21 protein-coding genes and 3 pseudogenes are annotated in these 23729 nt (G+C 68.3%); 14 read left to right on the forward strand and 10 right to left on the reverse strand.

Annotated elements, in window-relative coordinates; translation table 11 throughout:
* Nucleotides 1–29 precede the first annotated feature (29 nt).
* The 9 genes and pseudogenes from AC5FRZ_RS00170 (at nt 30) to AC5FRZ_RS00210 (ending at nt 9209) form a co-directional block, all read left to right on the forward strand.
* Nucleotides 30–2002, forward strand: a pseudogene (locus AC5FRZ_RS00170) (aconitate hydratase).
* Nucleotides 2003–2370: 368 nt separating this feature from the next.
* Nucleotides 2371–3492, forward strand: a complete 1122-nt coding sequence (locus tag AC5FRZ_RS00175) for a GNAT family N-acetyltransferase (protein WP_493563556.1) — start codon at nt 2371–2373, stop codon at nt 3490–3492.
* Nucleotides 3493–3857: 365 nt separating this feature from the next.
* Nucleotides 3858–4349 carry a ribosomal protein S18-alanine N-acetyltransferase gene (rimI, locus tag AC5FRZ_RS00180; protein WP_493563557.1) on the forward strand — a complete coding sequence of 164 codons (492 nt, stop codon included), beginning with the start codon at nt 3858–3860 and terminating at the stop codon, nt 4347–4349.
* A gap of 1228 nt (nt 4350–5577) precedes the next feature.
* Nucleotides 5578–5964: a DUF5810 domain-containing protein gene (locus AC5FRZ_RS00185; RefSeq protein WP_372480075.1), complete on the forward strand. Its 387-nt coding sequence runs from the start codon at nt 5578–5580 to the stop codon at nt 5962–5964.
* A 23-nt stretch (nt 5965–5987) separates the two neighbouring features.
* On the forward strand, nt 5988–6401 hold the full coding sequence (locus AC5FRZ_RS00190; RefSeq protein WP_170092814.1) for a DUF5809 family protein: 414 nt from the start codon (nt 5988–5990) through the stop codon (nt 6399–6401).
* Between the two features lie 431 nt (nt 6402–6832).
* Nucleotides 6833–7375, forward strand: a complete 543-nt coding sequence (locus tag AC5FRZ_RS00195; RefSeq protein WP_493563558.1) for an NUDIX hydrolase — start codon at nt 6833–6835, stop codon at nt 7373–7375.
* Entirely contained in the window at nt 7372–7941 is a 570-nt protein-coding gene (locus tag AC5FRZ_RS00200; protein ID WP_493563559.1) for an NUDIX hydrolase, read from the forward strand. Before AC5FRZ_RS00195 ends, AC5FRZ_RS00200 begins: the two co-directional genes overlap by 4 nt.
* 87 nt (nt 7942–8028) lie before the next feature.
* Nucleotides 8029–8460, forward strand: a complete 432-nt coding sequence (locus AC5FRZ_RS00205) for a rhodanese-like domain-containing protein (protein WP_493563560.1) — start codon at nt 8029–8031, stop codon at nt 8458–8460.
* A 3-nt stretch (nt 8461–8463) separates the two neighbouring features.
* A pseudogene (locus tag AC5FRZ_RS00210) lies at nt 8464–9209 on the forward strand (MBL fold metallo-hydrolase).
* 281 nt (nt 9210–9490) lie between these two features.
* Here the strand turns inward: AC5FRZ_RS00210 and nucS are convergent.
* Nucleotides 9491–10229 (reverse strand): annotated as a pseudogene (gene nucS / locus AC5FRZ_RS00215) (endonuclease NucS).
* The gene (locus AC5FRZ_RS00220; RefSeq protein WP_493563561.1) at nt 10226–10792 is read right to left on the reverse strand and encodes a DUF6735 family protein; all 567 of its coding nucleotides are present in this window, start codon (nt 10790–10792) and stop codon (nt 10226–10228) included. The pseudogene nucS and the gene AC5FRZ_RS00220 overlap by 4 nt, the downstream one beginning before the upstream one ends.
* 96 nt (nt 10793–10888) lie before the next feature.
* Between AC5FRZ_RS00220 and AC5FRZ_RS00225 the strand changes: the two genes are divergently transcribed.
* On the forward strand, nt 10889–11176 hold the full coding sequence (locus AC5FRZ_RS00225) for a DUF7577 domain-containing protein (RefSeq protein WP_493563562.1): 288 nt from the start codon (nt 10889–10891) through the stop codon (nt 11174–11176).
* Between the two features lie 125 nt (nt 11177–11301).
* Here the strand turns inward: AC5FRZ_RS00225 and AC5FRZ_RS00230 are convergent, their stop codons facing one another.
* Nucleotides 11302–11913 (reverse strand): transcription antitermination protein, encoded by a 612-nt coding sequence (locus tag AC5FRZ_RS00230; protein ID WP_493563563.1) that lies wholly within the window; start codon nt 11911–11913, stop codon nt 11302–11304.
* Between the two features lie 78 nt (nt 11914–11991).
* Here AC5FRZ_RS00230 and AC5FRZ_RS00235 point away from each other — a divergent pair, with 78 nt between their 5' ends.
* Nucleotides 11992–13161, forward strand: coding sequence for an MBL fold metallo-hydrolase (locus AC5FRZ_RS00235; RefSeq protein WP_493563564.1), 1170 nt, complete (start codon nt 11992–11994; stop codon nt 13159–13161).
* Nucleotides 13162–13245: 84 nt separating this feature from the next.
* Here AC5FRZ_RS00235 and AC5FRZ_RS00240 read toward each other — a convergent pair whose 3' ends face one another.
* Nucleotides 13246–13539, reverse strand: coding sequence for a DUF6432 family protein (locus AC5FRZ_RS00240; protein WP_170092825.1), 294 nt, complete (start codon nt 13537–13539; stop codon nt 13246–13248).
* Nucleotides 13540–13655: 116 nt separating this feature from the next.
* On the opposite strand from AC5FRZ_RS00240, the gene AC5FRZ_RS00245 reads away from it, so the two are divergent.
* The gene (locus AC5FRZ_RS00245; RefSeq protein ID WP_493563565.1) at nt 13656–14549 is read left to right on the forward strand and encodes a DUF7093 family protein; all 894 of its coding nucleotides are present in this window, start codon (nt 13656–13658) and stop codon (nt 14547–14549) included.
* Between the two features lie 26 nt (nt 14550–14575).
* Nucleotides 14576–14968 carry a DUF5611 family protein gene (locus tag AC5FRZ_RS00250; RefSeq protein WP_153554729.1) on the forward strand — a complete coding sequence of 131 codons (393 nt, stop codon included), beginning with the start codon at nt 14576–14578 and terminating at the stop codon, nt 14966–14968.
* Nucleotides 14969–15240: 272 nt separating this feature from the next.
* On the opposite strand, the gene AC5FRZ_RS00255 is transcribed toward AC5FRZ_RS00250, so the two are convergent.
* The 3 genes from AC5FRZ_RS00255 to AC5FRZ_RS00265 form a co-directional block, all read right to left on the reverse strand.
* Nucleotides 15241–16008, reverse strand: a complete 768-nt coding sequence (locus AC5FRZ_RS00255) for an ABC transporter permease (protein WP_015761596.1) — start codon at nt 16006–16008, stop codon at nt 15241–15243.
* A complete protein-coding gene (locus AC5FRZ_RS00260) occupies nt 16005–16964 on the reverse strand; it encodes an ABC transporter ATP-binding protein (protein ID WP_493563566.1) in 960 nt (319 codons plus the stop codon). The genes AC5FRZ_RS00255 and AC5FRZ_RS00260 overlap by 4 nt, the downstream gene beginning before the upstream one ends.
* Before the next feature lie 93 nt (nt 16965–17057).
* On the reverse strand, nt 17058–17414 hold the full coding sequence (locus AC5FRZ_RS00265; RefSeq protein ID WP_153554732.1) for a cell division protein SepF: 357 nt from the start codon (nt 17412–17414) through the stop codon (nt 17058–17060).
* A 106-nt stretch (nt 17415–17520) separates the two neighbouring features.
* Between AC5FRZ_RS00265 and AC5FRZ_RS00270 the strand changes: the two genes are divergently transcribed.
* On the forward strand, nt 17521–18252 hold the full coding sequence (locus tag AC5FRZ_RS00270) for a DUF1028 domain-containing protein (protein ID WP_493563567.1): 732 nt from the start codon (nt 17521–17523) through the stop codon (nt 18250–18252).
* A gap of 24 nt (nt 18253–18276) precedes the next feature.
* Here the strand turns inward: AC5FRZ_RS00270 and AC5FRZ_RS00275 are convergent, their stop codons facing one another.
* The 3 genes from AC5FRZ_RS00275 to AC5FRZ_RS00285 form a co-directional block, all read right to left on the reverse strand.
* On the reverse strand, nt 18277–19017 hold the full coding sequence (locus AC5FRZ_RS00275; RefSeq protein ID WP_170092829.1) for an SIMPL domain-containing protein: 741 nt from the start codon (nt 19015–19017) through the stop codon (nt 18277–18279).
* A 64-nt stretch (nt 19018–19081) separates the two neighbouring features.
* Nucleotides 19082–20365 carry a TIGR00341 family protein gene (locus AC5FRZ_RS00280; protein WP_170092830.1) on the reverse strand — a complete coding sequence of 428 codons (1284 nt, stop codon included), beginning with the start codon at nt 20363–20365 and terminating at the stop codon, nt 19082–19084.
* Between the two features lie 70 nt (nt 20366–20435).
* Complete coding sequence (locus AC5FRZ_RS00285) at nt 20436–23609, reverse strand: PKD domain-containing protein (RefSeq protein WP_493563568.1); 3174 nt, start codon at nt 23607–23609, stop codon at nt 20436–20438.
* Nucleotides 23610–23729 lie beyond the last annotated feature (120 nt).

A 23729-nucleotide genomic window follows, 5' to 3' on the forward strand; every position in this document is an offset into this window, starting at 1 on the left:
TACGCGCGCGCCGTCGACTCACGGACGTTATGGGACAGACGCTCACGGAGAAAATCCTCGACGATCACCTCGTCGAAGGCGAACTCACGCCCGGCGAGAGATCGGGATCGAAATCGACCAGGTGCTGACACAGGACACGACTGGAACGCTCGTGTGGCTCCAGTTCGAAGCGCTGGGACTCGAAGAGGTCCAGACGGAACTGGCCGCCCAGTACTGTGACCACCAGACCTACCAGTTCGACTTCAAGAACACGGACGACCACCGCTTCCTGCGCTCGGCCGCTGGGACCTTCGGTGCCCACTTCTCCCGGCCCGGCAACGGTATCTGTCACAACGTCCACAAGGAGAACTTCGCCGCGCCCGGCAAGACGATGCTCGGCTCGGACTCCCACACGCCGACCCCGGCGGCCTGGGCGAACTGGCGATCGGTTCGGGCGGCCTCGACGTGGCCGTCGCCATGGGTGGCGGTGCCTACTACATCGACATGCCCGAGGTCGTCAACGTCCGCCTCGAAGGCGAGCCGCCCGAGTGGGCGACCGCCAAGGACGTCATCCTCGAACTGCTCCGCCGGCTCGGTCAAGGGCGGCGTCGGCAAGGTGCTCGAATACACCGGCCCCGGCGTCGAGAGCCTGACCGTCCCCGAGCGGACGACCATCACAAACATGGGGACCGAGCTCGGTGCGACCACCTCGATCTTCCCGACCGACGAGCAGACCGAGGACTACCTCTCGCGCCTCGGTCGCGAAGACGAGTACGTCGAGCTCCAGCCCGACGACGACGCCGAGTACGCCGACGAGATCGTCGTCGACCTCTCGGACCTCGAACCGCTCATCGCACAGCCGTCCATGCCCGACAACGTCGTCCCCGTCGAGGAGGTCGAGGGCGTCGACGTCGAGCAGGTCATGATCGGCTCCTGTACGAACGGTGCCTACGAGGACATCCTCCCGGCCGCGAAGATGCTGGAGGATCGCAACGTCGACAAGAAGACCGAGATGATCGTCGCGCCCGGCTCCAAGCAGGCCTCCGAGATGCTGGCTCGCGAGGGCTGGACGGCGGAGATGATGGCCGCTGGCGTCAACTTCTCGGAAGCGACGTGTGGTGCCTGTATCGGCATCGGCCACGTCCCGGCTTCGGACTCGGTCTCGCTGCGGACGTTCAACCGCAACTTCGAGGGTCGCTCCGGTATCGAGGACGACTCCGTCTACCTCTGTTCGCCCGAGGTCGCCACCGCGGCGGCACTCAAAGGCGAAATCGTCGACCCGCGCAACCTCGCCGACGAGCTCGGCGATCTGGACGCCCCGGGCATCGAGCTGCCCGACGAGTACATCGGCAACTCCGAGTCGGACCTCATCGCGCCCGACGAGGCCGTCGACGACGAGCTCATCAAGGGCCCCAACATCGGCGACGTGCCGCTGAAGGACCCGCTGGGATCGGACATCGAGGGTGAGGCACTCCTCAAGATGGAGGACAACATCACCACCGACCACATCATCCCGGCGACGGCGGACATCCTCAAGTTCCGCTCGAACATCGACAAGCTGAGCGACTTCACGCTCTCGCGTGTCGACGACACCTTCGCCCAGCGCGCCAAGGACAACGACGGCGGCGTCCTCGTCGCAGGCGAGAACTACGGACAGGGCTCCTCGCGCGAACACGCGGCCCTCTGTCCGATGTATCTCGGCATCGACGCCGTCCTCGCACAGAGCTTCGCCCGCATCCACAAGGCGAACCTCTTCAACTTCGGGATCGTTCCCCTGGAGATCGACGCGGACACCTACGAGCAGATCGAGCAGGGCGACGACGTCGAGATCGTCACCGACGTGGCCGACGCCATCCAGTCCGGCGAGACGGAGTTCACCATCCGTGTCAACGACGACTGGGAAGCGAGCGCCACGCTGGACGCCTCCGAGCGCGAGCGCCGGTTCCTCGCCTCCGGTGGCAAGCTCACCCACACGAAACAGCAGTACGAGGACGACAGCGGCGCGGCACCCGCAGACGACTGAAGCGAGGTTCTGAGCGTAGCGAAGAACCTCGTTATTGCGAGCGGGAACAAAGCGACACGCGAGCAGCGAGACGCCGAGCGCAGCGAGGGGTCTCCAACAGCCGAACGGCGCATGCGCGGCGCGTTGCGCCGCGATGCCGAGGCGGTGAAACCGCCTCGCACGCGCCGTGAGGCGAGCGAGGTTCTGAGCGTAGCGAAGAACCTCGCCCTCGTGATCGGAGCAGCCAGGAACCGCGTCCGATCGGGACGACACGAACCGCGCACATTTTTGTCGGAGTCCGGTGACGGGAAGCGACGGCCATGCGGCGACGAGACGCCCACGGATCGGTAGATCCCAACGCTTGTTGACCTCGCCGCCGCCTCGACACCATGGGCACGTTCCGCAGCGTCACCGAGGACGAACGGGCGACACACCAGCGAATTAAGGACCACGTCTGGGGCGACGGCGGCGTCCCCGACCCGGACGAGACGGTGCCGCGGGCGCTGGGCGAGCGGTGGGCCTACGTCGAAGACGGGCGGTTCCGCTCGATCTGTGCGCTGCTGGAGATCGACGTGCGTCTCGCGGGCGCGTGGCGGACGATCGGCGGGATCAGGGGGTTCGTCACGCCGCCGGAACACCGCGGGCAGGGATACGGACGGCGACTCCTCCGTGCGGCCGTCGCGGAGTTCGCCGACCGCGGACTGTCCTACGCAGTCTTGTGGCCCGCGTCGATCGACTACTACCGGGAGCGTGGGTGGGGACTGGTCCACACCGAGACGGCCTACGCCTTCCCACCGGCGGCGATGGCAGATCCCGGCCCGGCGGGACGCTTCGAGCGCGTCGGACCGGACGACTTCGGACGCCTCGAAGCGGTGTGGGAGGCTGACGCCAGCGACTACGAGCTGGCGCTCCGACGAACCGAGCGGTGGTGGCGCGAGCGGGTGCTCGACGACGCGTGGGCCTACACCTGGACGCCGGACGAGGACGACGGGCCCGCGGGCTACGTCGTCTACAGGCTCGACCGCGACGCCGAGACGCTGACCGTCGAGGATGGGCCACCCGGGAGCGAGCGGGCGCGCCGACAGCCGCTTGGCTTCCTCGAACGCCACGCTCCACAGGCCGACCGCGTGGAGTGGGCGTGTCCGCGGGAACGGCGGCTGCTCAGAGAGGCCGCCGACCCCGACGCCGTCGAGGCGTCGGTCGAGCCGGGAGCGAGCGGGTACGTCGTCGACGTACCGACGGCGATCGAGACGCTCCCCGCCGAGCGAGGGCCAGCCGAAGCGGTGACGGTGGAGGTGACCGATCCGCTCGCGTCCCGCAACGACGGGCAGTTCCGAGTCGAACCGGACCTGACGTGCCGGCGACTCGAACCCGGAGCGACGACCGACGAGCCCGGTCTCGTGGTCGACTCGGCCGTCCTGGCACAGCCTCGTACGTCGGGACGCTGTCGATCGAGACGGCGGCGGCCCGCGAGAACGTCACTGCGACCGACGACGCCGTGGCTGCGCTGAGCGGGACGTTCGGGGCGCGAGACGTGTACGTGAGCGATTTCTTCTCAGCCGGCGAAAACGAAAGTGGGGTGGGATGGTTGGGGGGATGTGGGGGTAGCACCCAGTTGGGTGCGTTTACTCTTGCGTCCTTGATAGTTAAGAGCTTTTTGGCACGATGTGAGACGTACACGCCGGTCGCAGGAGCGAACATGTCCCGTGTCCCAGGACCAAAGAATAGAGGGTCTGTCGTACTACCGGCTGTACATCTGTGAATGATTTCGCCACCCGGGTGGCGAAGCTCGTCACGAAGTGACAGCCGGCAGTATCAGTCACCGGGAACCCCGAGGCCGCCATCCATTAGTGAGCCCGCGACGTAGAGAGCGGCAGTGACGACCGTTCCCGACAGCGATACGGAGCCGCCGACGGTCCGTCCCGCGACGCGGTCGGACCTGCTGGCGGTCCATCGGATCGAGTCGGCCGCGTTCCCACAGCCCTGGCCGTTCTCCGCGTTCGAGAGCTACGTCGGCGAACCCGGCTTTCTGGTCGCCGTCGACGAACGCCACGACGAGCCCGAACTGCTCGGTTACGTCGTCGCCGACACCGTCCCCAACCACGGGACGCCGCTGGGCCACGTCAAGGACCTCGCGGTCGAGGAAGCGTACCGCGGGCAGGGGATCGGTCGACGACTGCTCCGGCGTGCCATCGACGTGCTCGAAGACGCCGGAACGGGCTCGGTCAAGCTCGAAGTCCGAGTCGGTAACACGGCCGCACGCTCGCTGTACCGGTCGTTCGGCTTCGAACACCGCCGGACGATCCCCAACTACTACGGCAACGGCGAGGACGCGCTGGTGATGATCCGGGCGCTGGAGCCGGAGTGAGACCGCGAGGAGACCGCCAACGCTTTCGCCCCCACCCGACGAACGCTTCGCATGGACACCGAGGCGACAGTCCTCGCCGAGCACGACGGCCTCCGCGTGGTCGGTGGGTACCCCGGTGCGAACGCGACCGACGTGACGATCGAAGACCGGACAGTGACACTCGCACCGGATCCCCGCGACGCCGGCCACGAGTGGTTCTTCTACTGGAACGTCACCGTCGAGAGCGATACCGAGCGGACGGTCGACGTCGCGTTCGATCGCGAGGTCGTCGGGCCCTGGGGACCAGCAGTCAGTCGGGACCGGCGGACCTGGTCGTGGCTCGGTGCCGACGCCACCGACGACCGGCGTGGCTTTCGCTACGGGTTCGGGGCCGACGAGCGGGCCGCGTTCGCGTTCTCGGTACCGTACGTCCGCGCGGACTTCGAGCGGTGGTGGAGCTCGATCGAGCAGCACGAACGCGTCCACCGGGAGCGGCTGACCACGACGGCGAACGGCCGAGCGGTGCCGCTCCTACGGATCGGCGATACAGCGGCGGGAAACCCACGTCGTCGGCGCCTGCCGCCACCACGCCTGCGAGTCCCCGGCCTCGTACGCGCTCGAAGGGTGGCTCGGGGCACTGGCAGCGGACCCCCCGTCGGAGTGGTGCGCCCACGTCGTGCCACTCGTCGACCTCGACGGCGTCCAGCGCGGCGACCAGGGCAAGGCCAGACTCCCTCACGATCACAACCGGGACTACGGGCGCTCGAACGGCGTGCTCGGCGACATCGAGCCGCTGTACCCGACGACGGCCGCGATCACGGAGTACGTGGAGACCCTCGCGGGCGACGTCGCGCTCGCGCTCGACTTCCACTCGCCGTACAAGTGGGGCGATCCGCACGATCGCGTGTTCTTCGCCTGCTCGCCCGAGGACGCGACGGCGGCCGACCGGCGGTTCGCCCGATTCCTCGACGAGGCCTGTGATCGGACCGACGATACAATGGCGTTCGCGGCCGACGCGGGGTTCGCCGAGCCAGGTGGGCGAAGTGCCGGGTCGACGTTCACGGCGTTTCTCGACCGTGCCGGAGCCACGTCCTCGCGAACGCTCGAAGTACCCTACTTCGGGACCGAGGGGAACCGGGCGACACCGGACCGGTGGCGGGGGCTGGTCGGGCGACCGACCGCGCGACGCGGCAGTTCGTCGCACCGATCGAGTGAAACGCCTATTGGTCCGGGTGTGCTTTCGTTCCGTATGGGCTATGCCTGCCCCGTCTGCGAGGAGCCACAGGCCGACGCCGGCCACCTGGCGAACCACCTCGCGTTCACGGCGCTGACCGGCGGCGGCGACCACGAGGACTGGCTCGACGAACACGTCCCCGACTGGGGGGACCACGGCGAAGACGAACTGGCCGCCGAGGTCGTCGAACTGGCCGCGGAGACGGAGTTCCCCTTCGAGGCCGGTGGCCACGACCACCAGCACGGACAGGGCCACGGCATCGATCCCCAGCAGGCCCGCGAGCGCGCCAGCGGGGAGCTCGACGACGAGGCAGCTGAGATTCTCGAAGAAGCGCGCGAGATGACCGAGGCGATGCGAGAGGCGGACGCGGAGCGGTCCGAGTCGGCAGACGAAACCGAGTAGTCCCCGCCAGACCAAGCGGGGGTATGCACACCGAGGGGACGTTTCTACCGGAGACCGCCCGAGAGGCACGCGAGCGCTACGAGGCGCTTGGCTCGACGGCACAGGTCGTCGTCAAGGCCGTCGCCAAGTCGATGGCGTTCGACAGCGAGGAGTACGACGAGCGGGTGACCAGCGACGTCGTCGAGACGGCCCGCGAAGCCATGTTCGGCGAGGCCCTGCAGGTGCGAGTGGGTACCCGTGAGGCGTTCGACGAGTGGCGCGAGTCGGCCGACCACGAGGTCGAGGTCGTCGGTGCCGACAACGTCGAGAACGTCGCCTGGCACGCCCCGCCGTTCGCCGAGCAGGCCGTCGCGGCGACGTTCCAGGCGGAGGAAGCGGCCGCCGTCGCGACGCTGCGTCGACAGGCCGTCGCTCGGATCTACCAGGACGTGGTCTGATGCGGACGGTCACCCGGAATCTCCTGCTGGGCATCGGGGTCGTCCTGGTCCTCCTGCTCGCGCTGGGGCAGCGCCGTCGCTGCTTCGCAGCGGCGATCCCTACTACGTGAGTGCGACGCCGGTCGGCGAGGTCGACGCCAACGAGACGAACGTCACCGCCGGACCGAACGCGACGGCCGTCGGTGGCGACACGCTCTCGGAACGGACCCACCCGTTCACGGCGGCGGCCATCGCCGACGCGGGCGCGAATCAGACCGGCTACCCGAACCCTACTGGCGCGGTCCCGTCGGGATCAAGGGCGCGTTCACGCACTCGCCGTTCGACGAACTGGCGGCGCTGCGCCAGCGCAACCCACGGGCGGCCGACGGCGAGTCGGTGCGGCTGGCACACAACGGGACGCTTTATCGTATCGGCGTCACACAGGACCGACCATGACACGCGAGCCGACCCACGAGTGGCCGATCGTCGACTCCGAGACCGAGTACGAGACTGGCTGGTACACCGGCGGCTACGATCGCGTCCAACAGCCAGACGGGAGCGAGAAGGCGTACTACTGGGCGGAGCTACCCGACGCCGTCGTCGTGGTCGCTCGCAGCGGCGACGAACTGCTCCTGGTCGATCAGTACCGGCCGACGATCCGCGAGCAGTGTCTGGAGCTGCCGGCGGGCATCGTCGAGGACGGCGAGTCCTACACCGAGGCTGGCCGGCGCGAACTCCGCGAGGAGACCGGCTTCGAGGCCGCTGGCGTCTCGCTGCTGGAGGAGTTCTGGTGTTCGACCGGCGTCCTCAGACACCGGCGAGGGATCGTCTTCGCCGAGGGACTGGAACCGGTCGAGCCGGACCTCGACGACAACGAGTTCCTCACAGTCACGACCGTCCCCATCGCGGACGCACTGGACGTGGCCCGCAACGAACCGGCCAACGACGCCACGATCGAGGGGATCTTGCTCGCGCGAGCGGAGGGGCTGTTGTGAGCGAGGAGCCACGAGATCCCTGGGACCGACCGGATCCCGAGTGGCCGGTCCGAGAGAGCGTCGTCGTCTGGGAGACCCCCTTCTTCGAGGCCGGCTACGACCGGGTCGAGCGGCCGGACGGAGCGCTCGCGGACTACTACTGGCTGGAGCCGTCCGACGCCGTCATCGTCGTCGCGCCGACCGAGGACGACGAACTCGTCTTCGTCGAGCAGTACCGCCCGCGGTTCCGGCTGCGGTCGCTGGGACTCCCCGCTGGCGGGATCGACGACGGCGAGGAACCCATCGCGGCCGCCCGCCGCGAACTCCGCGAAGAGACCGGCTACCGCGCCGAGGAACTCAGCTACGTCGACTCGTACGTCCCCTCCGGATGGACCCGCTACGTCCGGCACGTCTTTTTCGCGACGGGCCTGGTGGCGGGTGAGCCCGACCCGGACGAGGGCGAAATCATCGAGACCCTGACGGTCCCCGTCGACGAGGCCGTCGACGTGTTGCGGTCCCGAGAGGGGCCGGTCAACGGCTTCGCGCTCACGCCGATCCTGCTCGCTCGCGAGGACGGACTGCTGTAGTCGTCGGCGACGCACGCTCCCAGAACAGCCACACAGTGCAAGTATCGACCGTGAGGCGTAAGGGATCTCAGCACCCAGCGTTCGCTAATGGACGGGGAAATCGGCCACGAGGAGCTGGAAGCGATACTCGAAAACGGCACCGACGCGCGCGTCGTGGACATCCGTTCGCCCGGCGCGTACGAGCGGGGACACATCCCCGGCAGCGAGAACGTCCCGCTCCAGCAACTGGTCGACGACATCGAGCAGTTCGCTGGCGCGGAGCGGGTCGTGACGGTCTGTCCACACGGAAAGTCGAGCGTCCAGGCCGCGCGGCTGATCGCCTCCTACGAGGAGTTCTCCGGCCGAGCCGAGAGCTTCGGCCCCGGCCTGTCGGCGTGGGACGGACCGATCGAGAGCGGACGCAGCGAGGCGGAGACGGCGGAGGGAGACGCGGGAGCGCCCGACGACGAGGGGCCAGACGCCCCGTTTGCCGCCGGCCGGTCAACGGCCGACTTATGTGTTCTGCCCGCCGTACCGTAGGCAATGACTGTTCGACACGACGGGCTCGCCGTCGAGTGGCTCGGCTACGCCACGATCCGGCTCGCGGGCGAGGAGACGGTCGTCTACTTCGACCGGGACGGTACGGCGTCCTCACCGGCGAGTGGGAGCCCGACGAGGAGGGACTGAACCACCCGCCGGGACGCGACTACCGGCCGGAGGACGGGGACGTGATCTGTGTGAGCCACGTCCACCACTACGACCCCGACGGCATCGAGCGGGTGGCGAGCGAGGACGCGACCGTCGTCGCCTTCGAGGGGATCGACGGGCAGGACCGCGAGCGCGGGCTCGCGCCGATCACCGAACTACCCTACGAACTGCGGACGGTCGACGCGACGACGAGCCTCTCGGTCGACGGCGTCTCCGTCTGGTCGACGCCGGCCCACAACGAGCCGGACGGCCCCCACACGCGCCCGGACGGGACTCCCTACCACCCGGAGGGATTCGGCTGTGGATTCCTCGTCGACGTGGAGGGGACGCGGGCGTTCTGGCCGGGGGACACCGACGTGTTGCCGGGCCATCGCTCGGTCGACGTGTCGCTGTTCTGCCCGCCGATCGGCCAGCGGTTCACGATGGACCGCCACGAGGCCGCGGGGCTGGCCGCGACCATCGAGCCGAACCTCGTCATGCCGGTCCACTACAACACGTTCTCGACGCTGGCGACGGACTCGCGGGCCTTCGCGGCCGACGTGGCGGCCGCTGGCGTCCCGGTCGTACTCGACGAGCAGTGACCGCCCCTCGCGAGTCGAGAGTGGTGGCTCTGGTGAAAGCTCTCGTCAGAAAGGGCTCAGAGGGGGTAACGTTTCGTCATTGCCACCGACGAGGGGTAGCGGGTCACCGGTAAAAAGGCCAGCGTGTTCGAGAGCCGGCATCGACTCGGCGACGGTACCCGGTCGAGGAGTCTCGATACCCACAAGAGCCCGTCGAGACAGCCACACTATCGGCTACACGTCTTTCGAGGAGTTCGTTGGCTGGACGGGCCACGATCTTGTACCAGTGACAGCCGACAGTATCAGTTCTCCGGCGGTGCCAGCGAGACGAACTCCAGTCCCTTCTGTGCCAGGAGTTCGCGGGCACGGTCGGTGACCGACGGAGCGACGAGGATCCCCGGATCTCGGCCTCGTCGTGGAGATCGCGCCCGAGCGCCTGGACGTACCGGTCGAGCTGTCCGACCGCGTCCGGTCCGACGCGCCGTCGTTTCGAGCCTCCACGACGACGGTCCGCCCGTCCGCGTCCTCGCCGTAGATGTCGATCGCACCGGCGGGCGTCGACCGCTCCGTGGCGAGCGGGGTAAACGCGGGTTCGAGGAGGTCGGGATCGTCGAGGATCCGCTCGCGCAGATCCGCCTCCGTGCCAGTCAGCGACAGGTCGGTGGGGTCGGTCACGTCGAAGACGCCGACGTGGGCCAGCGACTCGAAGGCGATCGCGAGCAGTTCGTCGGGCGAGGACCGCTCGCTCTCGACGACGAACTCGCCCTCGACCACGCGGACCGCGTGCTCACAGCCCGGCGGCTGCCAGTTGACCGGCTGCTGGCCCTCGTCGGTGTGGACCAGCGCCGCCCCGTCGGGTTTGAGCATGACGTGGCGGTCGCCCGGACCCAGCGTACTCGTCGCGCGTCCGTCGTAGTCGACCCGACAACGGCCAAACAGCGTCACCAGCGCTCCCGCGTCGATCCCCCGCTCGACGAGGTCACCGGCGGCGTCGACGTCCGGGTCAGACAGCGTCTCGGTCGCGTCCCCGTGGGTCGTCACGCTCGGCCGTAGTCAGTCGGGTCGTAAAAAGGACGCGTCGTCGATCGGGTACAGCGGTGCCAGTCGCGCGAGCGTCTCCCAGAGCGCACGGCGTGCGCGCTCCGGAGACAGTTCCCCGGCGTCGACAAGCTCGCCGAGTCGGTCCTTGGCAGTGACCAGCGTCCGACGGAGCCGTTCCTCGTCGGCCGTCGGGCCGGCGACGGCGAGGGCTCACCGCCGTCGAGACCGAGCGGACAAACGAGGTAGGTGCTGGTCTCGTCGGCGGGTCCGACGACGACGAGAGCCTCGATCGTCGGATCGACGGCCGCCAGCACGTCGGCAGGGGCCAGCTGCCGGGCCAGCGGTCGCGGATCGACGCGTGTCCCGACGGCGTCGTCCCGGCTCGAAGCGAGGTCGAACTGGTGGGCGATCCGGTCGGGAACGGGCGGGACCCGTAAGCGGTCCCGTCGGCCACCGAACGGCGTCTCGGGCGTGATCGCAGCGGCCAGCCCCGTCCCCCAGTGTGCGTAGTGGAGACGGTAGCCGTCGCCGTCCCGGTAGGCGACCAGTGCGCGGTGTGCCATGGCGTCGCTGGGCGCGTGTTCGCTGATAAACCCGCGCCGCCGATCGTGACACTGAATGGCACAATCCTCAAGTACGTACCCGTCGTAGTCGTACGTATGTTGGGGACCGAGTGGGTGTACGCCGCGATCGCGGGCCTGCTCTTCGCGCACCTTCTGACACTGCTGTATGCCTACCGGTCGAGCCGATCCGAGCCGGCCGCCGACGGCGTGTCCGACACCTCGTCGGTCGAAGTGGCCGATCGAGCCGACCGGAGCGTCTGTCGGTGCCCGGAGTGTGGCACCGAAAACGACCGTGCGTACCGCTTCTGTCGGCAGTGCGTCGCCGAGCTACCGAGTGCGCGGCTCCACGTCGAGCACCCCAGCGAGCAACAACAGCCCTACTGATACGACCGGCTGTACATCTGTGAACGATTTCGCCACCCCGGGGTGGCGAAGCTCTTCACGAAGGTACAGCCGGCAGTATGATCGCCGTCCCGAAAGTGGCGCTCCGGGCGAATCCGAGCCCCGCGTCAACACACCGGTCGCGGGTCCAGCCCCATGGTGTCGAGACGCTGGGCGTAGTCGTCGTACGCGACGGCGATCGTCTCGGCGGCCGCCCGCTGGGCGCGGTCGGGCTCGACTCCGAGTGCGACCACTAGCGCCGCGCCGTCGTCGGCATCCTCGCCGTGGGACGACCGGACGGTGCGACACGCGTCGGCCGTGGCGTCGTCGCCCTCGTTGACGAAGAAGTTGATCACCTGGAGGGTCGTCCGATCACCGACGAGGCCGGTCGCGACCAGCGCACCCGCCCGCTCGGCGTCGGCCGCGAGCCCCGGAGGTGTTCGACGACCGGCCACGCCGTCTCCGTCGGCGGCTCGTCGAGGTCGGCCGAGAGTCCCGTATCGCGTTGCCGCGCGTTCGCTGGCCCGTTCGAAGGCGTCCGCCGCCGGGCTGTCTGCCTCGCCGGCCCACGCGTCGAAGACCGCTCGACGGCCCGCCTCGCGTCCGGACAGCGTCGCGCGGACGGCGGCAGGTTCGAGATTCGCGTCCGTCGCCGCGAGCAGTACCTTCTCCGAACCGAGCCGGTCGAGTTTGGTCGCGCTGTCCGCACGGACCCGCTCGACGAACGTGTCGGCGTCCATACCGGAACGACGCGTCGACACACCTTAACCTCGGGGCCCGTGTCACATCTTATCACTCGTGGGGTCGTACGCACGGCTATGTCCGAGTCCTTTCCCGACCCACCGGTCGAGCCGTCGACGATCACCCCGGAGACGCTGGCCGGACGGCTGGCCGACGGCGAGGCGGTTCGGTTGCTCGACGTGCGCGACCGCGACGAGTACGAGCGATGGCACATCGCCGGGCCGTCGGTGACGGCGACACAGCACTCGTTCGCGAAGGCCCTGCAGGCACAGGTCAGCGGGTCGGTCGACGAGCTGGCCGCACAGGTCGCGGGCGAGGGGCCGATCACCGTCGTCTGTGCCCGCGGGGAGGCGAGTGCCTACGTCGCCGGGCTGCTGACGGAGGCCGGCGTCGACGCGCACAACCTCGCGGGCGGGATGGACGGCTGGGCGCGCGTGTACGAGGCACACGAACTCGACGCGGACGAGGCGACGATCGTCCAGTACCAGCGACCGGCCTCGGGTTGTCTGGGCTACCAGATCGTCGCGGACGGCGTGGCGGCCGTCGTCGATCCGCTGCGCGCGTTCGCCGATCGGTACGCCGCGGACGCGACACGACGGGACGCGACGATCGAGTACGTGATCGACACCCACGTCCACGCTGACCACGTCAGCGGCCTGCGGTCGGTCGCGGCGGCGACCGGCGGCGAGGCGCTGCTGCCCGCGAGAGCCCACGAGCGCGGCGTCGTCGACGACATCGGAACGCTTGCCGACGGCGAGACGCGCAGCCTGGGCGAGACGACGCTCCGGACGGTCGCGCTGCCGGGCCACACGACGGGGATGACCGGCATCGCGGTCGGGGACGTACTGCTGACCGGCGACAGCCTCTTTCTGGAGAGCGTCGCCCGCCCCGACCTCGAAGCGAGCGACGACGCGGCGGCGTTCGCCCGAGAACTGTACGCGACGCTGACCGAACGGCTGGACGCGTTCGACGACGAGACACTGATCGCGCCGGGTCACGTCGGCGAGCGAACGATCCGGAACGACGACGGCAGCTACGCGGCGACGCTGGGCCAGCTCCGAGAACGGCTGTGGGCCTTCGCGGTCGACGAGGCGACGTTCGTCGAGCGCGTCACGGAGAACGTCCCGCCGCGTCCGGCCAACGCCGAGGCCATCGTCGCAGCCAACCTCGGCCGACGGACGCCGAGCGACGACGACGCCTTCGAGTGGGAACTGGGGCCGAACAACTGCGCCGCGACGGCGGATTGATCGGGGTCGTCGTCGGTCCGTACCGGATCGATGGCAGACGATGTGCGGTCCCCGGGAAACGACGACAATAGCCGTATAGCAGGGCTACAGCGAGAAGCGACGCCGGATCACGTCGACGAGTGACTCCTCGTCGGTCGGTTCGTGCTCGCCGACGACGCCCGACCGGGGCGAGAAGACCGTCCGCTCGCCGTCCCGTGTCACCTCGATGAGCGTGTCCGCCTTCAGTTCGGCGAGGGCGTCCTCCAGGTGGTCGATGTCGGCGTCGACCCGCGACCGGAGTTCGAAGACGGTCATCCCGTCCTCGGGGCGATCTGCGAGGGCATCCAGCACCGCGACCTGCGTGTCGGGACGGTCGCGGTACTCCGGTTTCGCTCTCATACCGGGAGATAGTCGTGGAACCCCCTTGTGTTTGTCCCCGAGCGAGAAGTCGGGCGGGCAACTCGCAGTCGTCCCAAGCAGTAGGCTTATCACTCGGAGCGGGCCATGTCGTGACAATGGGTCTCAAATGCTCCGTGCTTGGGCACGCGTACGGAGAAACGACTGTCGAGCGCGACCGCGAAGAGCAGGGTAGCGAAGTCGTCATCACGATCCGAGAGGTCGAAACCTGCGAGCGGTGTGGCACCGAGCGCGTCGTCTCCGAGAACAAGGAGGTCACGGCGATCGAAACACCCGACGACGTCGAGACGACCGAAGAGACGGCGGCGTCGGAGGCCGAAGCGACGACGCCGGACGCCGAAAGCGAGTCCGAGTCCGACGGGGCCGAAGCGAGCGAGCCGTCGGACGAGGAGCCCGACGACACCGAGGACGTTCCGGCGGCGGGCGAAGAGCTGTCGGCCTCGGAGATCGTCGGCGGCGAAGAGACACCATCGACACCCGAGGCAGAGCCCGATACCGGCGCGGAGATCATCGACGCCGAATCCGACGAGCCGGTGTCCGAGGAGGCCGTCGACGAGGAACTGGCCGACCCCACGGTCGACCCCGAGATCGACGAGCAGGACGGCGACGAGCAACTGGGCAGCGGGTCCTCGGCCGTCGATACCGAGGAGATCGACGCGGACGACCCCGACGCCGACGACGCCATGATCATCGACGAGGACGACGACGATCCCGTCGAGCAGGGCGGCCGCCAGCCCGGCGAGTGGCCCGAAGAGCCCGACACGGGCGACGACGAGTGGCAGCCCGACACGATCGGGACGATCGACGAGGACGACGAAGAGCAGGCCACGGAGACGACGACGCTGACCGTCCCCGACGGCCAGTTCCGCTGTCCGGAGTGTGACTTTACGACGCTGGTCGAGTCCTCGTCGCTGCGGCGTGGCGACTTCTGTCCGGAGTGTCACCGCGGCACACTCGTCCACGAGCCAGAAGACGAAACGCGAAAAGAGTAAGGCAGGGCCAGCACAAATCGACTTCTATGCGAGAGTACAAGATGCGACGCGGCGAGCACCTCGAAGATCGGGTTCCCGACATGGAGGCGTTCGTCGAGGACTACTTCGGCGAAATCACCGACACGCAAGAACGCAAGGGGAGCGACCTGCTGGTCGTCGACGACCCCGACAATCCGGTCTTCGATCGCGTCGTCGCCGGCACCGTCGAGTACAGCGGCAAGAAAGACAAGCTCGCGCTCCACATCGACGAGCGCGACGCCGAGGACGTCATCGCCGAGGGCAACGCCGACGCGGCACAGGAGGCCGTCACGGCCAAGAACGACTTCCTCGAAGAGGCGACCGGGCGCGACGCCAAGGCCCGCCGAGACTCGATGAAACGCTCCGTCGAAGACGACGCCGAAAAGCCCGACAGCGTCTAAGGACTCTTCTCAGCTCGTCGCACGCTATCGATCGGTCGCGGACAGCCACGCTGCCCGTCAGGTTCAAGTACTCCCGTGCCAAAGTGTACCATACGCCACGCCCGGAGGCGATCGAGAAGTATCCGGGTCACAGCGCACAGAGCGCGTGCGTGGCCGGCTGGCGCGGGTAGGGCCAGCCCGCCACGGCCCTGTCATAGTTTGGGGCGTCGCCCGTCGATCGGGGGACGCTCTTTCTCGTCGCTCGCGAGTCCCTGCCCTGGCCCGCGAGCAGATCACTCGGTGAGCCCGTAGCCCCGTTTGAACAGCGCGAGGTCGACGGCGAGGACGGCGACGGCGGCCCCGGTGAGCACGAGCAGCGAGGTCGTGGGCTCGATCTCGGTGACGCCGATCATGCCGTACCGGACGCCGTTGACCATGTACACCATCGGGTTGAACAGCGAAACGGTCCGCCACAGCGGCGGCAACACCTCCAGCGAGTAGAAGACTGCGCCGAAGAACACCAGCGGCCGGAGGATGAACTGGTTCATCACCGTCAGGTAGTCGAAGTCGCTGGCCCACAGCCCGCCGATCACGCCGAGTCCGCCAAACAGCGTCGTGATGACCAGGACGAACGCGATCAGGTACAGCGGGTGAGCCACCGAGACCGACGTAAAGACCAGCCCGACGCCGACGATCAACAGCGAGGTGACGATCCCGCGCAGTGCGCTGGCCGAGACGTAGGCGGCGACGACGCTGCGATGGGACATCGGCGAAGTCGTGACGGCCTGGATGTACTCGTTCCAGCGGCCGTGGAAGATCGTGAACGACGCGTTCTCGAAGCTGTCCGAGATCGCGCCGAGGACGACCAGGCCCGGCAAGACGAACTGGATGTAGCTGACGCCCGCGATCTCGCCGATCCGGCTGCCGAGGATGACCCCGAAGACGGCGAAGTACAGCGCGTTCGTGATGATCGGCGGCAAGAAAGTGTTGTACGGCCGCCTGACGAACCGCAACACCTCCCGGCGGACGAGCGTCAGGAGTTGCGTGGCGGTTCGATTCACGCGTCGACCTCCATCTCGACCTCGGTGTCGCCGCCGTGGTCCGCCCGCGTCATGTCGACGAACACCTCTTCGAGGGAGGCCCGGCGCACGTCGAGCGACGTGACGGTGTGGCCCGCCCCTTCCAGTTCGCGCATGATCGCCGGGGCGAGGGAGCTCCCGCCGGCCGCGGAGACGAGCAGCGTCTCGTCTTCCATGCGGGCGTCTCGCGCGCCCTCGACAGAGAGGGAGGGGGCGGTCGCGGGCGGCGATTCGAGGCCGATCTCGACCGTGTCGGTGCCCCGTTCCATCAGCTCGTCGGGGGTCGCGACCTCGACCTTCCGGCCGTCGTCGACGATCGCCACCCGGTCACAGAGGCGCTCGGCCTCCTCGATGTAGTGGGTCGTCAGCAGGATCGTCGTCCCGCCGTCGTTCATGCGGTTGATGATCTCCCAGAGGTCGTGGCGCAGCTGTACGTCGACGCCCGCCGTCGGCTCGTCGAGGATCAGCAGGTCTGGGTCCGACACCAGCGCGCGGGCGAGCATGAACCGCCGTTTCATCCCGCCGGAGAGCCAGTCGAAGCGAGTGTCGCGTTTGTCCCAGATGCCGACGGTCTTCAGGGCGTCCTCGGCCCGTTCCTCGGCCTCGGCCTCGGGGACGCCGTGGTAGCCAGCCTTGTGTTCGAGGACCTCGTGAATCGGGAAGAAGCGGTCGACGTTGTACTCCTGGGGGGCGAGCCCGATGGCGTCGCGTGCCTCGCGGTAGTCGGCCTCGACGTCGTGGCCGAAGACCGTCGCCTCGCCGCCGTCGGCGTCGACCAGTCCGACGAGCGTGTTGATGAACGTCGTCTTCCCGGCACCGTTCGGTCCGAGCAGGCCGAAGAACTCACCGGACTCGACCGTCAGCGAGAGTCCGTCCAGCGCCTGCACGTCACCGTAGCGTTTCGTCAACTCGCGGGTGCGAATTGCGGGTGCAGTCATTACCCTCACCAGTCGTTCGAGGCGGTTAAGGGGCGTGAAACGCTCGGTGGCGTAGATCGTACGCGACAGAACGACGGCGAAAGGAAGAGCGAGTTACTGGCCGAGACGTTCGCGGCTGATCCCGACGCCGGCCGGCGTGATGATGAGCTGGTCGTCGTCTTTCTGGACGATGTCGCCCCCGACCTCGTTGACGACCCGTTTGAGTTCGTCGGTGATGTGTTCCATCGTGCGGTCCTGCGTGCTGTGGCGCGTGATGTCGGCCACGACGATGTCGCCGTCGTAGACGGCGTCTTTGATCTCGACGACGTCCTGTTTCTCGCCGATGCGTGCGATTCGGACCTGTCGGTCGACCTCGACCGCGTCGTCGAGGTCGTCGGCAGACAGTTCGACGTAGTCCTCGGTGGCCCGCGAAGAGCCCGACTCGCCCAGTATCTTGCTCATCAGTCCCATACCCACTGTGGGGGTCGCCGGTGGTTTAGGCTTTACGTCAGACGGAACGATTCGGCCACCGAGATATCGCCCGACCGCTTTTGCCGGTCGCGACCAACAGGGGCCTGTGACCTTCAGCATCTGCGTCCGAGAGGAGTACACCGACGAGGACGACGACGAACAGACCCGCTTCGGCGTCGCGGTGACGACCCGACTGGCCGCGGTCGGGACGCTGTGTCCGTTCGTCAGCGAGAACGGCGCGGTCGCGACACAGAGCCGCGTCAACGTCGACCTCGGGCGACGCGGGATCGAGTACGTCGACGACGGGCTGGCCGTCGAAGATGCCTTGCAGTCGCTGCTCAACGCAGACGACGGCGAGCCCGAACGACAGCTCCACGGCGTCGACGCCGACGGGGAGTTCGCCTTCTCCGGCGCGGAGTGTGGCGAGTGGTTCGGCCACGAGATCGGCGACGACTACACCGTCGCGGGCAACCTGCTGACCGGGGCCGACGTGCTCACAGACACCGCCGCGGCCTACGAGGACGGGCGCGACGGCGACGCGCCGCTGGCCGAGCGGCTGATCGACGCGCTCGAAGCGGGCCACGCGGCCGGGGGCGACAAGCGCACGGAGCTACAGGTCCAGAGCGCGGCCCTGCTGGTCGCGACGACCGAAGACCGGCCCGCAGATCCCTACTACGACGACCTGCGAGTCGACGCGACCGAGACGCCGATCGAGGACCTGCGCGAGACGTACGAACTGGCCAGAGAGAGCTACGAGCAGGCGCTAGCGAGAGCAGCAGAGACAACGGACGACGAGGACGAGAGTCCCGACGAAGAGACGGACGGCAGCGGGTCGTGATCGGTAGCCGGTCGGACGACGGCGTCAGGCCGACTCGGCGGCCTCGTAGGTGACCTGGACCTGTGCCGTCACCGTGACCGGTCCGCTGTCGATGTCGGTGCTGGCACCGTCTGTGGCCGCGGTCGCCGTCGCCTCGGCGGCGTAGGGCCGGTAGCCTCGGTCGACGGTCGTGACGGTCTCGACGCCCTCGATCGTCAGGTCCGCCCGCTCGGCGATCGTCGTCGCCTTCGTCCGGGCGCGGTCCATCGCGCCCTCCAGGGCCTGTTCTTCGAGCTCGTCACGGCGGTCGGCCGACAGCGTGAACTCGACGTTGTCGACATTGTTCGCCCCGTTGGCGACGGCCGTATCGATCACGGAGCCTGCCTTGCTGGTGTCGTTGACAGTGATCTCGAAGGACTGGCGGGCGACGTATCGGGGCTCGGGATCCTCTTCTTCGGCGGGCGGGCGGCGGTAGTCCTGCCCGATGTCGTAGCCGTTGGTCCGCACCTGTGCGCCCTCGACGTCGGCGAGGGCATCTCGAAGCTGGGTGACGTTGTCGGCGAGTTGCTGTCGAGCGGTCGCGGCGTCGCCGGCGCGGGTCTCGACGCCGACGCGCACGACGGCCTGGTCGGGCTGGGCGCTGACCGCGCCGGTCGCGCCCACGTCGACGGTTCGGTTGTCGGTGGCGGCTGTCTGTGCGCTGTCGCCGGCACCGAGCGCGCCCGTACAGCCACTGAGGAGCACGAGCGTCGCCAGCACGGCGATCGCGGGGATTGAACGTCGCATACACGGTCACCGACGACCCCCACCTTCAAAGCCCTCGGGGACGGTCAAAACGCCGTTTGAACGATCAGCCGGCCTGGTCGACGGTGACGAAACGAACCTCCGTCGTCACGTCGCGGTCGGCGATCCGGTCGGCCACCGCGTCGATGTCGTCTGCGAGCGTCGGGAACGCCTCGCCGGGCGGGACGCCGACCGTGACGACGACGCGGGTCGGCTGCTGGAACACCGCGGTGTTGGTCTGCTGGACCTCGATCTCCAGCAACGTCGCGCCGGCCTCGGCGACGATCCCGCCGGCCTCGGCCCGGATCTGCTCTTCCGTGTTTGCCCGCTCGAACGTATCGAGCGTGACACCGCCGAGAAACGCCGAGAGGACCAGGATAGCGACGACGAGCACGCCGATCCGGGAGGCCGTTGCGCTCTTTGCCTCGTCGGTCCGGAACCACTGGCTCGGCTGGTACCCCTTGTACCACAGCACGACGAGCGCCGCGAGGTTGATCGAGAGGACGTTGACGGCGAGCAACACCGCAGAGCCAAGCGAGACCAGTGGCTGGCCCCACGCCATGCCGATGCCGACCGTCGCAGCCGGCGGGATCAGCGCGACGGCGATCATCACCCCGACCAGCGCGGTCGAGACGCCCGACGAGAGGCTGACGACGCCCGCGACCCCCGCACCCAGCGCGACCACCAGCGAGAGGAAGTCCGGGGCGACGCGCTCGCGGATCTCCGGGATCGACGTGACGTCCGCGAGCGGCGGGATGAGGTGGACCGAACGCACGAGGAAGGCAAAGAGGCCGGCGCTGACGACGGCCAGCACGAGCCCGATCAACTGGAGTTTGACGCCCCGTCGGAACATCTCCTGGTCGTCCATGACGGTACCGACGCTGGTCGCCATCGCCGGGCCGATCAGCGGCGCGATCACCATCGAGCCGACGACGACGGCGGGCGAGTCGAGCAAGAGCCCGGCCGTCGCGATCAGCGCGCTGACGACCGTCATGACGACGTACGTCGAAAAGGCGGGTGCCATGTCGCTGGCTCTGGCGGTCAGTTCCTCGCGAGCGATCCGGTCCTCGTCTTCTTCCTCGTCGTACCGCTCCTGGAGTTCGTCGAACTGGCGGGAGATGACGGTGTTGGCGTCGACGATCACCGTGTACCCGTCCTCGTCGATCCCGACCGCTCGGAGCTGTTCGAGCACCGGCTCGACGGCCGCACTGGGCAGCGGGAAGTACGCGACGCCGGTGTACTCCCGACCGCTCGTCTCGTCGTTGACGACGTAGTCGATCCCCTCGTCGTCAAGAGCTTGGAGGATAGCGTCGCGCTTGCCCGCCGGTATCGTGACCTGTACGAGTCGCACGTCACCTGCTGTGAGCCCGAGGAGCAAAAGACGGTGGGGTCCGCGCGTCGAGAGCGAGTGCCGTGGGCGTCTAGTTCCCGTAGCGGTTCCGCATGTCGAGTGCGTCGACCAGCTCGGTGTTCTGTTCGAGGCTGTCCATCTGCGTGCGGAATTCGAGGTGCAGCGTGTCGAGCATCACGTCGACCAGATCGTCGACGGGCCAGTCGTACTGGCTGGGGCCCGTGACGTTCCCGTAGGTCATCGAGAACTTCTGGTTGGGGTAGAGGACCCGGTACATGTACGGGTTGTCGTGGTGGGTGACCCGGATGCCGTACGCCGACAGCGGCGCGTCGGTCCCCTCGAAGGGACCCGGCTTGGCCCCGTCGGGCAGCGCCACCTCGATCACGTCGCGCTGTGGGTGGCCCACCGAGAAGTTCTTGCGCTGTGCGTTGTCGTACGAGAACTGGTCCAGCCCCGTGGCCTCTTTCGACGGCGCGACGTACCACATGATCGCACCGTCGATCAGCAGCGGCACCTCGGTGCGGTTCTCGAAGATCAGCGACGTGTCGAACAGCCAGCCGTCGCCGTGGAGTTCGGCAGTCGCCTCGACCGGGGCGTTGGCGGTGAAGCCGTCGCCGAGGGTCTCGCCCGTGACCGGGTGGACCTTCTCCGTCGTGGCCTCGATAATCGGGTTGTCGCTGTTGTTGTACTGGCTGTCGCTGACGCCGCTACTCCACTCGACCCGATCGGGCTGGAGGTAGTCGTCGTCGAACCGCTCGCCGCTGGGCCAGGCGTCCTGGATCAGCACCGAGGGATCGTTGTCCGGCGACACCGGCCCGGCGTCGGCGGTCAGGCCGCCGTCCCGTCCGCCGCCGTCGTTGAACGGGATCGGTTCGGTCTCCTCGGGCAGTCCGACCACCCAGGGCATGATCCGCGCGTTGTTCTCTCGGGGCACGCCCGCCGCGTCGAACTGCTTGACCAGTTCGAGCCCGCGGTCGCCGAGCGAACCGAGTTGCATCGAGCCGTCCCCGGCGTTGTTCTGGATCGCGTCGACGTCGGCACCGTACTCGCTGGCGTCGCCGTTCAGCTCGCTTTTGAGCAGTCCCTGGACGCCGCCTTCGGTGTACTCCGGATTGAAGTCCTCGTCGTACGCGGGGTAGAACTCTTCGAGCGTGGTCTCGGCGGTGACGTCGCTGCCGTCGCCGACCTGGACCGTCGTCGTCGTGGTGGCGGTCGCGCCGCCGTCGTCGGTGACCGTCAGCTCGACGGAGTAAGAGCCCGCTTCGGCGTAGGTGTGGCTGGCCGTCTCGCCGGTGGCCGTCGAACCGTCGCCGAAGTCCCACTCGTAGGAGGCGATCGAACCGTCCGGATCGGCCGACTCCGAGGCGTCGAAGGTCGCTTCCTCGCCGGGTGACAGCGAGGCGGGATCGACCGAGAACGACGCCGTCGGCCCCTCGTTGACGGAGCCGACCGTGATGTCGGTGCGGGTCACCGCCGACGCGCCGCCGTCGTCGGTGACCGTCAGCTCGACAGTGTACTCGCCCGCCTCGGCGTAGGTGTGGCTGGCCGTCTCGCCGGTGGCCGTCGAACCGTCGCCGAAGTCCCACTCGTAGGACGCGAGCGAGCCGTCCGAGTCCGAGGACTCTGAGGCGTCGAAGGTGACTTCCTGGCCGGGGTCCGGATTGGCCGTATCGACCGTCAGGCCCGCCATCGGCGGGGCGTTCCCGTCGATCGCGAGGTCACCGACCATCGACTCCGGATGGACCGTACAGATGTACTCGACCATCTCCTCGGTGGCCTCGAACTCCAGGGTGCGGCTCTGGCCGTCCTGGCCGACTCGCTCGGTCGCCAGCAGCTCCTCGCCCGCGGCGTTGCGGATCACGAGGTCGTGGGGGATCCCGTCGACGTTGTTGTAGGTGAACGCGTAGGACTCACCGGCGGTCAGCGAGATCGTCGGGTTCCGCTCGCCCTCGATGGCTGCCGGTTCGACACCGAGCCAGCCGTCGATGCTGCTGTCGATCGTGATCTGGGTCGGGTTGTCGGCGTCGCTGACCGACACCGTCGTCGCCGTGCTGTCGGTCGCGCCCGCGTCGTCGGTGACCGTCAGCTCGACGGTGTACTCGCCCGCCTCGGCGTAGCCGTGGGTCGCCATCTCGCCGGTGGCCGTCGAGCCGTCGCCGAAGTCCCACTCGTAGGACGCGATCGAGCCGTCCGGGTCCGAGGACGCAGAGGCGTCGAAGGTGATGTCCTCGCCGGGTGCGGGCGTGCTCGCGTCCGTCGTGAACGACGCCGTCGGCGTCTCGTTGCCCTCGCCACAGGCACCCTCGTTCTCCCAGGGGCCGTACTCGCTTGCGCCGGGTTCGTCACCCGAGGTCCACCAGCTGGCTTCCCACAGATCGCCGTCGTGGGTGACCTGATCGCCGCCGCTGTAGGTCCCGTCCGCGTCCCAGGCGTCGACGCCGTCACAGCTGCCGCCGTCCGAGCCGGACGCAGAGACCGTGACGGTGGTGTCGTTGGAGTCGCTGGCACCGTCGTCGTCGGTGACGGTCAGCGAGACGGTGTAGTCGTCCGCCGTCTCGTAGGTGTGGGTGACGGACTCGCCGGTCGCCGTCGCGCCGTCGCCGAAGTCCCACTCGAAGCTCGCGAGCGAGCCGTCCGAGTCCGAAGAGTCGGCCGCGTCGAAGCTGACCGTCTCGCCCGTGGCGGGCTCGGCCGGGTCCACGGTGAACGTGGCGTCGGGTGCCACGTTCGATCCCTCGCCGACGGTGACGGTCTTGGTCGCCGTGGCCGGTGCCTCCTCGTCGTCTCGGACGACCAGTGTGACCGTGTACTCGCCCGCTGCGTCGAAGCTGTGCGTGACGGTCTCACCGGTGGCAGAGCCCCCGTCGTCGAAGTCCCACTCGTAGGACGCGATCGAGCCGTCCGGGTCCGACGACGCCGACGCGTCGAAACTGACCGTCTCGCCCGGCGCGGGCGAGCGGCCGTCGATCGTGAACGACGCCGTCGGCTCCTCGTTGTCCTTGTCACAGTCGTGCTCGCGGGTCCAGGCCCCGAGGTCGGCGTCGGGTTCGCGCTGGGTCCACCACTCGGCGGTCCACAGCGCGCCGTCGTAGACGACCTGATCGCCGCCGCTGTAGGTTGCGTTCGAATCCCAGTCGGGCGCGTCGCAGTGGCCCGAGTGTGCTGTTGCGGTCGAGCTCGCACCGAGTGCGAGCGCCGACAGTGCCGATGCTTTCCGTAACAGATCGCGTCGTGTGTGTCTCATAGTATCCCCCAAACTGCGTGCTGATTCCGTTGCGATGCCCCCAACCAACCATCAGATTCTTCGAACAGGAGCCTTGATTCTATCGTCAGCTACGGGATATTTCCATATATAGATTTATCA

This window comes from Halomicrobium sp. HArcht1-1 (genome assembly GCF_058933285.1).

Excerpts from the sequence above, each read along its gene's own strand:
- AC5FRZ_RS00175 (WP_493563556.1), top strand. The coding sequence starts at position 2,371 with ATGGGCACGTTCCGCAGCGTCACCGAGGACGAACGGGCGACACACCAG.
- AC5FRZ_RS00185 (WP_372480075.1), top strand. The coding sequence starts at position 5,578 with ATGGGCTATGCCTGCCCCGTCTGCGAGGAGCCACAGGCCGACGCCGGC.
- AC5FRZ_RS00190 (WP_170092814.1), top strand. The coding sequence starts at position 5,988 with ATGCACACCGAGGGGACGTTTCTACCGGAGACCGCCCGAGAGGCACGC.
- AC5FRZ_RS00195 (WP_493563558.1), top strand. The coding sequence starts at position 6,833 with ATGACACGCGAGCCGACCCACGAGTGGCCGATCGTCGACTCCGAGACC.
- AC5FRZ_RS00205 (WP_493563560.1), top strand. The coding sequence starts at position 8,029 with ATGGACGGGGAAATCGGCCACGAGGAGCTGGAAGCGATACTCGAAAAC.
- AC5FRZ_RS00220 (WP_493563561.1), bottom strand. The coding sequence starts at position 10,792 with ATGGCACACCGCGCACTGGTCGCCTACCGGGACGGCGACGGCTACCGT.
- AC5FRZ_RS00225 (WP_493563562.1), top strand. The coding sequence starts at position 10,889 with ATGTTGGGGACCGAGTGGGTGTACGCCGCGATCGCGGGCCTGCTCTTC.
- AC5FRZ_RS00230 (WP_493563563.1), bottom strand. The coding sequence starts at position 11,913 with ATGGACGCCGACACGTTCGTCGAGCGGGTCCGTGCGGACAGCGCGACC.
- AC5FRZ_RS00235 (WP_493563564.1), top strand. The coding sequence starts at position 11,992 with ATGTCCGAGTCCTTTCCCGACCCACCGGTCGAGCCGTCGACGATCACC.
- AC5FRZ_RS00240 (WP_170092825.1), bottom strand. The coding sequence starts at position 13,539 with ATGAGAGCGAAACCGGAGTACCGCGACCGTCCCGACACGCAGGTCGCG.
- AC5FRZ_RS00245 (WP_493563565.1), top strand. The coding sequence starts at position 13,656 with ATGGGTCTCAAATGCTCCGTGCTTGGGCACGCGTACGGAGAAACGACT.
- AC5FRZ_RS00250 (WP_153554729.1), top strand. The coding sequence starts at position 14,576 with ATGCGAGAGTACAAGATGCGACGCGGCGAGCACCTCGAAGATCGGGTT.
- AC5FRZ_RS00260 (WP_493563566.1), bottom strand. The coding sequence starts at position 16,964 with ATGACTGCACCCGCAATTCGCACCCGCGAGTTGACGAAACGCTACGGT.
- AC5FRZ_RS00265 (WP_153554732.1), bottom strand. The coding sequence starts at position 17,414 with ATGGGACTGATGAGCAAGATACTGGGCGAGTCGGGCTCTTCGCGGGCC.
- AC5FRZ_RS00275 (WP_170092829.1), bottom strand. The coding sequence starts at position 19,017 with ATGCGACGTTCAATCCCCGCGATCGCCGTGCTGGCGACGCTCGTGCTC.
- AC5FRZ_RS00285 (WP_493563568.1), bottom strand. The coding sequence starts at position 23,609 with ATGAGACACACACGACGCGATCTGTTACGGAAAGCATCGGCACTGTCG.